This is a genomic window from Stenotrophomonas sp. Steno-Z10-BAI, assembly GCF_056393115.1.
This window is the reverse complement of sequence record NZ_JBWJOZ010000007.1, coordinates 161,431-173,771: the sequence shown is the minus strand read 5'-3', so window position 1 is coordinate 173,771 and position 12,341 is coordinate 161,431. Positions and strand designations below refer to the sequence as shown.

Annotated in this window: 8 protein-coding genes; 6 read left to right on the top strand and 2 right to left on the bottom strand. The window is 65.5% G+C overall.

The features are described 5' to 3' along the window. Positions 1-360 precede the first annotated feature (360 nt). From AC06E9_RS16665 to AC06E9_RS16645, 5 genes are all read left to right on the top strand, one after another. Positions 361-1,596 carry an efflux RND transporter periplasmic adaptor subunit gene (locus AC06E9_RS16665; protein ID WP_121044189.1) on the top strand — a complete coding sequence of 412 codons (1,236 nt, stop codon included), beginning with the start codon at positions 361-363 and terminating at the stop codon, positions 1,594-1,596. Positions 1,597-1,762: 166 nt separating this feature from the next. After that, entirely contained in the window at positions 1,763-2,452 is a 690-nt protein-coding gene (locus AC06E9_RS16660; RefSeq protein ID WP_102788867.1) for an ABC transporter ATP-binding protein, read from the top strand. A 14-nt stretch (positions 2,453-2,466) separates the two neighbouring features. After that, positions 2,467-3,627: an ABC transporter permease gene (locus tag AC06E9_RS16655; protein WP_478056468.1), complete on the top strand. Its 1,161-nt coding sequence runs from the start codon at positions 2,467-2,469 to the stop codon at positions 3,625-3,627. A gap of 10 nt (positions 3,628-3,637) precedes the next feature. After that, positions 3,638-4,948: an ABC transporter permease gene (locus tag AC06E9_RS16650; protein WP_478056467.1), complete on the top strand. Its 1,311-nt coding sequence runs from the start codon at positions 3,638-3,640 to the stop codon at positions 4,946-4,948. A gap of 431 nt (positions 4,949-5,379) precedes the next feature. Continuing rightward, entirely contained in the window at positions 5,380-8,202 is a 2,823-nt protein-coding gene (locus AC06E9_RS16645) for a TonB-dependent receptor plug domain-containing protein (RefSeq protein WP_478056466.1), read from the top strand. Positions 8,203-8,993: 791 nt separating this feature from the next. Here AC06E9_RS16645 and rarD read toward each other — a convergent pair. Both rarD and yedA read right to left on the bottom strand, forming a co-directional pair. After that, the gene (rarD, locus tag AC06E9_RS16640) at positions 8,994-9,914 is read right to left on the bottom strand and encodes an EamA family transporter RarD (protein WP_121044202.1); all 921 of its coding nucleotides are present in this window, start codon (positions 9,912-9,914) and stop codon (positions 8,994-8,996) included. Next, positions 9,911-10,813, bottom strand: coding sequence for a drug/metabolite exporter YedA (gene yedA / locus AC06E9_RS16635; protein WP_478050223.1), 903 nt, complete (start codon positions 10,811-10,813; stop codon positions 9,911-9,913). The genes rarD and yedA overlap by 4 nt, the downstream gene beginning before the upstream one ends. A 178-nt stretch (positions 10,814-10,991) precedes the next feature. Here yedA and AC06E9_RS16630 point away from each other — a divergent pair, with 178 nt between their 5' ends. Next, entirely contained in the window at positions 10,992-12,326 is a 1,335-nt protein-coding gene (locus AC06E9_RS16630) for an MFS transporter (protein ID WP_461770751.1), read from the top strand. Positions 12,327-12,341 lie beyond the last annotated feature (15 nt).

The following is a 12,341-nucleotide window of genomic DNA, read 5'->3' as shown; positions in this document are numbered from 1 at the left end:
CATGACGGTAATGCAGAGCAGCACGGCCACATGCACCCAAGCACTGCCCTGCGCCGGCTGGCCGACCGCCGGCAATGCCAGCTGGGCCAGATGCCAGGTCGGCCACAGCGGTGCCAGCGAAGGCAGGCCACTGGAGAGGCAATGGATTCAGTCATGGCGGACTCCCGAAGAGGACAGCCACAGCGTCCGTCATCGGCGCGGCCCACCGCAGTGGCCGTCGTCAGCCCATGCGGGTGACAGCTGTCACTGCCGGCGCCGCAGGCTGCCGGGCATGCTGTGCACCACCCCGGCCACCGTGCCGGTTTGCCCCTCGGCCGCCGATGCGGTCACACTCGGCCCGATTCCCCGTCCAGACTCACGATGAACGCATCCGCTGAACTGCTCAAGGAACTCCGCATCGACCGCAAGGCCGGTTCGCCGCCCCCGTCGCCCTCGCGACGTGGCCGCTGGATCGTGCTGGCGATCGTCCTTCTCATTGTGCTGGCCGGCCTGGCCTGGTTCGTGCTCGGCCGCGAGCGCCCGATCGCTGTGACCACCGCGCCCGTGGTGGCGATCCAGCAGGGCGGCGCCAGCAGCTCGGTGCTCGACGCCAGCGGCTACGTGGTCGCTCGGCGCATGGCCACCGTCTCGGCCAAGATCACCGGCAAGGTCCGGGAGGTGATGATCGAGGAAGGCATGCGCGTGGAAGAGGGCCAGGTGATGGCCACACTCGACCCGATCGATGCCAACGCCCAGCGCAGCCTCTCCGCCTCGCAGCTTGAAGCCGCACGCAGCCAGTTGGCCGGGCTGCAGGCCCAGGTGGCCCAGGCCGACGCCGAAGCGGGCCGCCTGCAGGCACTGGTTGGCCAGCAGCTGGTCTCGCGCTCGCAGTACGACCTGGCCATCGCTCAGCGCGACAACCTCCGCGCCCAGCTCAGAACCGCCCAGCGCAACACCACCGTGGCCAGCGATTCGCTGGCGATCGCCGACCTGGGCGTGGACAACAACATCGTGCGCGCGCCGTTCTCCGGCGTGGTCACCGCCAAGGCTGCCCAGCCGGGCGAGATCGTCTCGCCGCTGTCGGCGGGCGGCGGCTTCACCCGCACCGGCATCGGCACCATCGTGGACATGGATTCGCTGGAGATCGAAGTCGAGGTCGGCGAATCCTTCATCGGCCGCGTGCAGCCGAAGATGCCGGTCGAGGCCACGCTCAATGCCTACCCGGACTGGAAAATTCCGGCCGAGGTGATCGCGATCATCCCCACCGCCGACCGCGGCAAGGCCACCGTGAAAGTGCGCGTGGCGCTGAAGACAAAGGACCCACGCATCGTTCCCGAGATGGGCGTGCGGGTCAGCTTCCTGGAGAGCGCCCAGCCTGCCGAAGCCGCCAAACCGCAGGGCGTGCGCGTCCCGGCCTCGGCGATCGTGGAGCGCGAGCAGAAGACGGTCGCCTTCGTGGTCAAGGACGACGCGCGGGTGGAACAGCGCGCGATCACCGTGGGCACCACGCTCAACAACGACCGCCAGGTCACCCGGGGCCTGAGCGCCGGCGAGGTCGTGGTGACCACACCACCGGCCGAGCTGCACGACGGCAGCAAGGTCACCGAAACCCCCTGACGGGTCAGCAGCTGCGTCACGCGAGCCACTCTCACGCTCGCGGCAAGTGCGATTCCCTCGTGCCGTCACGGCGCGCACGGTGGCGGCTGCCCGTCACTGTGGAACCCGGCGGCCCTCGCCCGGACGCGCCGAATGCCCTTTCTTCCCGATCCACGGAGAACCACCCATGTCCACCCTGGTTTCGCTCCGCAACATCACCAAGACCTACCAGCGCGGCCCCGAGAAAGTGCAGGTGCTGCACGGCATCGACCTGGACATCCAGGCCGGCGATTTCGTCGCGTTGATGGGCCCGTCCGGCTCGGGCAAGACGACCCTGCTGAATCTGATCGGTGGGTTGGATACGCCCACCGCCGGCGAGATCGAGATCGAAGGCGAGCGCATCGACCGCATGAGCGGCGGCCAGCTCTCGACCTGGCGCAGCCACCACGTCGGCTTCGTGTTCCAGTTCTACAACCTGATGCCGATGCTGACCGCCCAGAAGAACGTGGAGCTGCCACTGCTGCTCACGCACCTGGGCGCCGCGCAGCGCAAGCGCAACGCCGAGATCGCCCTGACCCTGGTCGGCCTGGCCGACCGCCGCAGCCACCGCCCGAATGAACTCTCCGGTGGCCAGCAGCAGCGCGTGGCGATTGCCCGTGCGATCGTTTCCGACCCGACCTTCCTGATCTGCGATGAGCCCACCGGTGACCTGGACCGCCAGTCCGCCGAGGAGATCCTGGGGCTGCTGCAGCAGCTCAACCGCGAACACGGCAAGACCATCATCATGGTCACCCATGATCCCAAGGCCGCCGAGTACGCCACGCACACGGTGCACCTGGACAAGGGCGAACTGGCCGACGCGCCAGCGGCCCACTGACGGAGGATGCGGCGATGAAATATTTCTCGCTGGTCTGGGCACAGCTGTTCCGCAGCAAGACCCGCACCCTGCTGACGTTGTTGTCGGTGGTGGCGGCTTTCCTGCTGTTCGGCATGCTCGATTCGGTCCGGGTAGCGTTCAACTCCGGCGGTGACACCATCGAAGGCGCCAAGCGGCTGGTGGTCTCCTCCAAGCTCTCGATCACCCAGAGCCTGCCCCTGCGGCTGCTGCGCGATATCGAAGCCACCCCGGGCGTGCGCAAGGTCAACTACGCGATGTGGTTCGGCGGCATCTACCAGGACCAGAAGAACTTCTTCCCGAGCTTCTCGGTCTCGGACAACTACATGGACCTGTACCCGGAGTTCGAGCTGCCGCCCGAGCAGGCCGAGGCATTCAAGAACACCCGCACCGGTGCACTGGTCGGTGAAGCCCTGGCCAAGCGCTTCGGCTGGAAGGTGGGTGACACCATTCCGATGCAGGCCACGATCTTCCCGCGCAAGGGCAGCAACGACTGGCCGCTGGTATTGAGCGGCATCTACCGGGCCAAGGACCGCAACAACGCTGGTGCGGAGAGCCAGATGATGCTGCACTGGAGCTACTTCGATGAATCCAACGACTACATCAAGAACCAGGTCAGTTTCTACACCGTGCAACTGGAGAACCCTGCCCACGCCTCACGCGTGGCGCAGGCGATCGATGCGCTGTCGCTGAACTCCGACCATGAGACCAAGTCGCAGACCGAGGCCTCCTTCTCGCAGGCGTTTGCCAAGCAGTTCGCCGATATCGGTTTGATCGTCACCGGGATCATGGCCGCGGTGTTCTTCACCCTCGTGCTGCTGACCGGCAACACCATGGCCCAGGCCGTGCGCGAGCGCGTCCCGGAGCTGGCGATCCTCAAGACGCTGGGCTTCAAGGATGGCACGGTACTGGTGCTGGTGATGGTCGAGTCGGTGCTGCTGATCGTGCTCGGCGGGCTGATCGGCATGGGCCTGGCCTCGGTCGTGATGCCGGTGATCAGCGCCAGCAGCCAGGGCATGATCAGCCTGCCCGGCGTGCCGGCGCAGACGTGGGTGATGGCGCTGTGCCTGATGGCGGTGATCGGGATCGTGGTGGGCCTGCTGCCGGCATTGCGCGCGCAGCGGTTGAAGATCGTCGATGCACTTGCGGGGCGCTGAGGAGACCACCATGAAAACGCACTGGATGTGGAACGTATTGACCGTAGTGGCGCTGCTGGTCGCCCTGGTGGTGTGGATCGTGCTGCCGTGGTGGATGGTGTTGGCGATCGCGGTGCTGCTGGCCGCGTGGCTGGTGCTGACCCGCAGTGGCCGCTTGTCGCTGGCGGCTGCACGGATCGGCATTGCCAGCCTGCCGCAGCGCTGGGGTGCCTCCTCGGTGATCGTGGTCGGCATCGCCGGCGTGGTCGGGGTGCTGGTGGCGATGCTGGCCATGGGCAATGGCTTCAAGGCCACCCTGGAGCGCAGCGGCAGCGATGACGTGGCGATCGTGCTGCGCGGCGGCTCGCAGGCGGAAACCAACTCGGTGATCATGCGCGACCAGGTCCCGCTGATCGAGAACCTGCCCGGCGTGGCCCGCGGCAGCGACGGCAAACCGCTGATCTCCGCCGAGCTGTCGCAGGTGATCAGCCTGCTCTCGCGCAGCGACCACAGCGATACCAACGTGCAGTTCCGCGGCGTCGGCGAGCAGGCATGGGCCGTGCGCGACAACGTGCGCATCATCGCGGGACGCAGGTTCAAGCCGGGCCTGCGCGAGATCGTGGTCGGCAAGGGCGCGCAGGCGCAGTTCGAGGGCCTGGAGATCGGCAAGACCCTGCAGCTGGGCAAGCAGGAATGGACGGTGGTGGGTGTGTTCGCCTCCAATGACGTGCATGAGTCGGAGCTGTGGTCGGACACGCAGACGTTGTCCACCACGTACAACCGCAGTGCGTATCAGTCGGTCAACGTGCGCACCGAAGGGGCGGCGGGCTTCAAGCAGTTCAAGGACGCCATGGAGGCCGACCCGCGCCTGAAGCTGGATGTGGAGACCACCCGCGACTACTACCGCAAGCAGTCCGGCGGCCTGAGCAAGCTGATCAGCATCCTGGGCACGGTGATCGGCGCGATCATGGCGATCGGCGCGGTGTTCGGTGCACTCAACACCATGTATGCGGCCGTGGCGACACGGGCGCGTGAGATCGCAACGATGCGGGCGATCGGTTTCCGCGGCGTGCCGGTGGTGACCGCAGTGATGCTGGAGACGATGCTGCTGGCCCTGCTCGGCGGCCTGCTCGGTGGGCTGGTGGCGTGGCTGGTGTTCAACAACTACACCGTCTCCACGCTGGGCAACAACTTCAGCCAGGTGGTGTTCCAGTTCCAGGTCTCGCCGCAGCTGCTGTGGACAGGCTTGAAGTGGGCGCTCGGCATCGGCTTGGTCGGCGGCCTGTTCCCGGCCCTGCGCGCAGCGCGGCTGCCGATCACCACGGCGTTGCGTGAGACCTGAGCGATACGTTTGAACAACGCGCCTGCGCGTGATCGCGCACGCGAAATAGCAACTTCGGAACCGCACTTGCAAGAGTGCGGTTCTTTTTTTATGCGTGCGTGTTCACTGCACGTTTAGCTGTGGAGCGCGCAGCTGTACGCAGGCTGCGACGGCAGGTCGTATCCACTCAAGTTGCTTCGCACCTCGCCGCTATTGCTGCCTCGGCCCCACGCGAGGGTGCTGTTTGGTGTGCACCTCACGACGATGTGAAAAAGGTTTCGTCTGAATGCGTGGTTTTGTCAGCCATCGTTCATTTACAGCGCTTTTTACGCTTTCAAATGAAAGTAAAAAATTTGAAAAGTCATTAGACTCCCGCCCCCCACGTCGTGGTGTGTTGTTCCCCACGCCGCCCCAACGGGCGAATGTTTTTACAGAGAAAGAGAAACGCACGGATGTATTTGAAGACCAATCCGCTGCGCAACGCGATCGCCATCGCGCTTGTCGCCAGCTGCAGTGCCCCCGCCTTCGCACAAAGTGCCGATGACGGCACCACCAACCTGGATCGCATCGAGATCACCGGCTCGCGCATCCGCCAGGCCAGTGTCGAATCGGCCCAGCCGGTCGTCGCGCTGAACCGCGCCGAGATCGAGAAGAAGGGCTACGTCAACGTCGCCGACATCCTGCAGGACGTCACCGCCGCCGGCTCGCCGAGCATGAGCCGTGCCTCCTCGCTGGAATCGGGTCGCGACTTCGGCGGCATGTACGTGAGCCTGCGCAACCTGGGCCCGGAACGCAGCCTGGTGCTGATCGACGGCCGCCGCATGGGCGTCAGCGCCGGCGGTTACTCCGATCTGGCCTCCATCCCGTCCTCGATCGTGGAGCGCGTGGAAGTGCTGACCGACGGTGCCTCGGCCCTGTACGGCTCGGACGCCATCGCCGGCGTGGTCAACATCATCACCCGCAAGAACTTCGACGGTGCCGAAGTCAGCGCCTACGTCGGCCAGTACAGCGAAGGCGACGGCCAGAAGACCGCCTACAGCGCGACCTTCGGCAAGACCTTCGAGCGTGGCTGGGTAACGGTGGGCGGCGAGTACACCGACGAAGATCCGGTCCTGGGCGGCGCACGTGAGTTCACCGCGTACCCGAATGGCCCGCGCCACACCGGCGACGGCCTGAGCGGTGTCACGCCGTGGGGCTACGCGACCGTGGATGGCAAGAACCTCAGCGTGGGCCCGGGCGGCGATCCGACCCAGCTGGGCAATTTCAAGCCGGCGGACAAGGCCAACGACGCCAACACCAAGACCAACATGAGCCTGGTCACCGGGCTGCAGCGCAAGTCGGTGTTCGCCAACGGTGGCTTCTCGATCACCGATGACCTGCGCCTGGTCGCCGATGCGCTGTACAGCGAGCGCGAGTCCAGCAAGCAGCTGGCCGGCTACCCGTACCAGAGCACCGGTTCGCGTGCGCTGCTCTCCAAGGACAGCGCGTTCAACCCGTTCGGCCGCGACGTTGCCTTTGCGCACCGCACCGAAGAGCTGCCGCGCGGTACCGAGAACAACCTGACCACCAAGCGCGCCAGCCTGGGCCTGGAAGGCAGCTTCGAGACCGGTTCGCGGTACTGGGACTGGAACGTCAGCTACATGTACAACCGCAACGAAGGCGAGCGCATCGGCACGGGCAGCATGTACCAGCCGAACGTGAACCAGTCGGTCGGCCCGTCGTTCCTGGATGCCAACAACGTCGCCCATTGCGGCAGCGTCGGCAACGTGATCGCCGGCTGCACCCCGTGGAACCCGCTGGCCCCGATGGGCTATAACGGCCCGGGCTCGCTGAGCAACCAGGACGTGCAGGACTTCCTGTTCACCCGCTTCACCGACACGATGCAGAGCACCACCAAGGTGGCCAGCGCGAACATCTCCGGCTCGCTGTTCAGCCTGCCAGCCGGTGACATCCTGGGTGCACTGGGTGTGGAGCACCGCAGTGAAGAAGCCAGCTACTCGCCGGACCTGATGGTCCAGAAGGGCCTGATCGCCGGCACCACCGGCCAGCCGACCCAGGGCGATTACTCGCTCAACGAGGTCTACCTGGAACTGCAGGTCCCGCTGCTGGCCGACATGGCCTTCGCGCGTGAACTGTCGCTGGACATGGCCGGTCGCTATTCGGACTACAACAACTTCGGCTCGACCACGAACACCAAGTTCGGCCTGAAGTGGAAGCCGATCGACAGCCTGCTGGTGCGCGCCACCTACGGCACCGGCTTCCGTGCACCGACCGTGGAAGATCTGTACGGCGGCACCACCAGCACGCGCGATTCGTACACCGATCCGTGCGACACCAGCTTCGGCGCGGCCGCCAACAATCCGCAGGTCCTGGCGCGCTGCCTGGCCAACGGTGTCCCGGCCAACTTCCGCCAGCTCGCCGCTGACGGCACCGCCGCGACGGTACCGGGCCAGCAGGGTGGCACGGACTTCAGCTCGGGCTCCAACGCCGCACTGAAGCCGGAAACCGCCAAGACCTGGACCGTGGGCGTGGTCTACAGCCCGGAGTTCGTCTCGGGCCTGGACCTGAGCCTGGACTGGTGGAAGATCCGCATCAATGACGTGATCGTCGGTGAGTCGGCCACGGACATGCTCAACCAGTGCTACGTGCTGGGTGTGGATGCCGCATGCGACCGCTTCACCCGTGCCAAGTCGGGCCGCACCATCGGCCAGGTCAACGGTCTGGACCGCACGCTGTTGAACGCGGGCTATCAGGAAACGGCCGGCTATGACCTGTCGGTCCGTTACCGTCTGCCGGAGCTGGCGATCGGCAAGTTCGCGGTCTCCTGGAACACCACGTACGTGGATTACCTGGAGCGCAAGAACGACAACGTCGACACCACGCCGGTGCGTCAGTACACGGGCTGGGAAGGCAACTTCCGCGTGCGTTCGAACCTCAACCTGGACTATCAGTTCGGCAACTTCGGTCTGGGCTGGACGGCGCGTTACTACTCCAGCATGAAGGAGAACTGTGCGTACACGACGGAGTGCAGCAATCCGGGCTTCAGTTCGGCGTACACGGGCCGCCAGGGCATCAACAAGGTGGGTTCGAACACGTTCCACGATATCCAGGTGCGTTATGTGCTGCCGTGGAATGGCACGGTCTCGATGGGCGTGAACAATGTGTTCGACCATCAGGGCCCGATCATGTACAGCCAGCCGAACAGCAGCTTCACGTACTACGGTGGGTTCGATATCGGCCGCTACATGTACATGAAGTATCAGCAGCGTTTCTGATCGGGTTCGCCTGATCAACCTTTTCTGATCTGCGGCTTACTCTCTCCAAGCCGCTGAGTGGAAGTAAGACGGCGCCTTCGGGCGCCGTCTTTTTTTTGATCTTCGTTATTGGAGCAATGGCTCTTAGAGTGACGGCCCTTAGAGCGACGGCCTTCAGAGCAAGAGCCTTCAGTGCTGGACTCGCCCTGGCGTGGGCGGGCACGGGTGGGTTGTCGGGACCCGCTGCAAGTACGTCCATGTAAGCTCATATGCCGCCATCCATGGCGGCATATGGTCCCGCCAACCCACCCGTGCCCACCCTTTGACAATGGGCTGGTGCGCAACGGAAAAGCGGCACCGCGGCGTCGGCTCTTGATCTGCTCGGCTCTTGATCTGCTCGGCGTTGATCCGCCCAGCTTGATCGGCTCAGCGTTGCTTTGCTCTGCCTCACAGACTCCGCGCCAGTTCGCTCGACGGGCGTGGCTACGCTCTGTCGTGGCTGCGCTCTGTCATGTCCACGCTTCGACCGTCGTTGCTTCCACCGGGTCAATACGCTTGGCGCAGCAGCAATGGCGCCGAAGTGCCGAGCCGCCCGTCGCTTTGACCTTGGCCACCAGCCCACTGTCGGAGGCGGGGTGTGGGTGGGTGTGCGGGACCATATGCCGCCATGGATGGCGGCATATGAGCCCCCATGGATGGGTTCACGGCGGGTCCCGCGCACCCACCCACACCCCGCCTGGCCAAGCAGCCCGGCAAACCAAGGCTCCCGCTCTCAAGCTCTCAAGCTCTCAAGCTCTCAAGCTTCTTAGCCTTCAGCGCCTCAACGCACCACCCACCCGCGACCGCCACACACCGTCGCCGATGAACAGCAGCAGCCCGGTCCAGATCGCCGCGAAACCCACCGCCTTGGCCGTATCGAATGGCTCGCGGAAAAAGAACACGCCCAACAACAACCCGATACTCGGCGCGATGTACTGCAGAATCCCCACCAGCGACAACGGAATCCGCTTCACCCCATACGCAAACCCGATCAACGGCAGCGCCGTCACCGCACCACCGAAGATCAACAGCGCATCGTTGCGCCAGCCCCAGCCGCTGAAGAAAGCGCCCCCGTGCCCATTCTCGCTCCATAGCGCGAACCCGATCGCCGGCAGGAACAGATACAGACTCTCCACGCCGAGCCCGGCCACCGGGTCCACCGAAATCATCTTGCGCAGCAGTCCGTACAGGCCGAACGAACAGGCCAGCCCCAGCGCGATCCAGGGCGGCGTTCCCGCATCGAGGGTCAGCCATGCCACCCCGAGGGCCGCGCAGCCCACCGCGAGCCACTGCAGGCGGCGCAGGCGCTCTTTCAGCACCACGACGCCGAGCACCACGCTGACCAGCGGGTTGATGAAATATCCCAGGCTGGTCTCGATCACGTGCCCGGCGTTGATCGCCCAGATGTACAGGCCCCAGTTGAACGCGATCGCCACGCTGCTCAGTGCCAGCGTCGGCAGCGCGCGCGGCTGCGCGGCAATGGCCTTCCACCAGCCCAATCCGTTGCTCAGCAGCAGCCAGGCCACCACCAGCACCGTGCTCCAGATGATGCGGTGCGCGATGATCTGCTGCGACGGCACGGCCTTGAGCAGGTGCCAGTAGACCGGCACCAGGCCCCACAGGGTGAAGGTGAAGGCAGTGATCGCGAGCCCGCGGCGTTGTTCCTGCAGGCTGTGGTGGGCGGGCAGGCTCACTTCGCGCGCGTCCGGGCCAGGGTCAGCACCACCACGCCGGCCAGGATCACCGCCATCGCGAGGAAGTCGCGGCCGCCAAAATGCTCGTTGCCGATGATCACGCCCAGGATCACCGCGATCACCGGATTGACGTAGGCGTAGCTGGCCACCAGCGCCGGGCGCACGTTGTGCAGCAGCCACACGTAGGCGGTGAAGGCGACGATCGAACCGAACATGCACAGGTAGGCCACCGCCAGCAGCCCATTCATGCTGGGCAAGGTAGTCGGACGTTCGCCACTGAGCAGGCCGAGCACGATCAGCATCGCGCCACCGCAGAGCATCTGCCCGGCGGCGGTCATGAACGGGCTGGGCAGATCCAGGCCGCGCGCCCAGATCGAGCCGAAGGCCCAGCCGATCGGGGCGATCAGCAGCAGGATCAGGCCCTGCGGCGTAGCGGTCAGGCTGCTGCCGGCGTTGAGCCAGACGACGCCGAGGAAGCCGATCGCGATGCCCAGCCACTCGCCACGGCTGGCGTTCTGCCCGCGCATCGCGCCGAACAGGGCCATCCACAGCGGCACCGAGGCCACCGCGGTCGCGGCCAGGCCCGAGGACACCGTGCGCTCGGCCAGTACCACCATGCCATTGCCCAGCACCAGCATGGTCAGGCCCATGATCGCCAGGTTGCGCCACTGGCGCTTGGTCGGGGCAGGCGAGCCACGCCACCGCAGCACGACGTACATCAGCGAACCGGCGATGATGAACCGGCCCCCGGAAACCATCGTCAGCGGCAGCGCGCCGCCCTCCAGCGCCAGCCGGATCCCGAGATAGGTGGACCCCCAGACCACGTACACCAGCAGCAGCGCCAGGACGACCAGGCCGCTGCGGGGAGCGGCCGACGGGGATTCGGGTAGGACGGCCATGGGCCACCACGGTGCGGGGGAACACGAATTCTAGGCCGTTGCCGATGGCGCGGCACCCATTGTGCTGGCACGCTGATTTCACCGGGCCGCATCGTGATGCCTGACACGCACCCGTTTTTGACGTGCGGTAAGGTAACAAGAGCAATCAACGCTTCCCCGCCAGGACCCCCTACCCTGTATGAGTACATCCGTCCCCGCCACCGCGGCACCTTCTGACCGGGCCGCCCTGCGGCGTTCCATCTCCAATACCCTCAAAGGCTCGGCCGGCAATCTGGTCGAGTGGTATGACGTCTACGTCTACTCGGTCTTCGCGGTCTACTTCGAATCCCAGTTCTTCTCGGCCGCCGACAAGAACTCCACGATGTACGTGTGGGCGATCTTCGCCGCCACCTTCCTGATGCGCCCGATCGGCGCGTGGTACTTCGGCCGCTTCGCCGACCGCTACGGCCGCAGGCTGGCGCTGACGGTGTCGGTCACGATGATGGCCGCCTGTTCGTTCCTGATCGCGATCACCCCGACCGCCTCGCAGATCGGGATCTGGGCGGCAGTCATCCTGCTGTTCGCGCGCCTGCTGCAGGGCTTCGCGACCGGGGGTGAATACGGCACCAGTGCGACGTACATGTCCGAGGCCGCCCTTCCCGGCCGCCGCGGCTTCCTGTCCTCGTTCCACTACGTCACGCTGGTCGGTGGCCACGTGCTGGCGCAGCTGACCCTGCTGGGCATGCTGACCTTCTGGGACAAGCCGGAGATCTCCGCCTGGGGCTGGCGCGTGGCGTTCGGCATCGGCGGTGTCGCGGCGATCGTGGTGTTCTGGCTGCGCCGCAGCATGGACGAATCGCTGCAATCCGATTCCATCGAGGCCGCACGCGATGGCCGCGCCAAGGCCTCCGGCTCGATGCGTGAGCTGTTCGTCAACCAGTGGCGTCCGCTGCTGCTGTGCTTCCTGATCACCGCCGGCGGCACCGTCGCGTTCTATACCTATTCGGTCAATGGGCCGAAGATGATCCAGAGCGCATTCGCGGGCGATGACGTCATGACCGGGACGATGATCAACCTGGGCGTGCTGACCTTCCTGATGGTGCTGCAGCCGATCGGCGGCTGGCTGTCGGACATGGTCGGGCGCAAGAGCCTGCTGGTGTTCTTCGGCATCGGCGGTGTGCTGTACAGCTGGTACCTGATCACTGAACTGCCCAACCAGCACGATCCGTTCATGGCTTTCCTGGTGCTGGGCATCGGCTTCGTGATCCTGACCGGTTACACCTCCATCAACGCAGTGGTCAAAGCCGAACTGTTCCCGACCCATGTGCGCGCACTGGGCGTGGGCTTTGGGTATGCGATGGCCAACTCGCTGTTCGGTGGTACCGCGCCGCTGCTGTACCAGGGCGCGCTGAAAACCGGCCAGGTCGGCATGTTCGCGGTGTACGTCACGGCGATCATCGCCGTATCGCTGGTGGTCTATATGTTCTTCCTGACCAACAAGGGCCCGAACTGGCTTGATGGCACGCGCAAGTAACCGCCGCACCCCCCA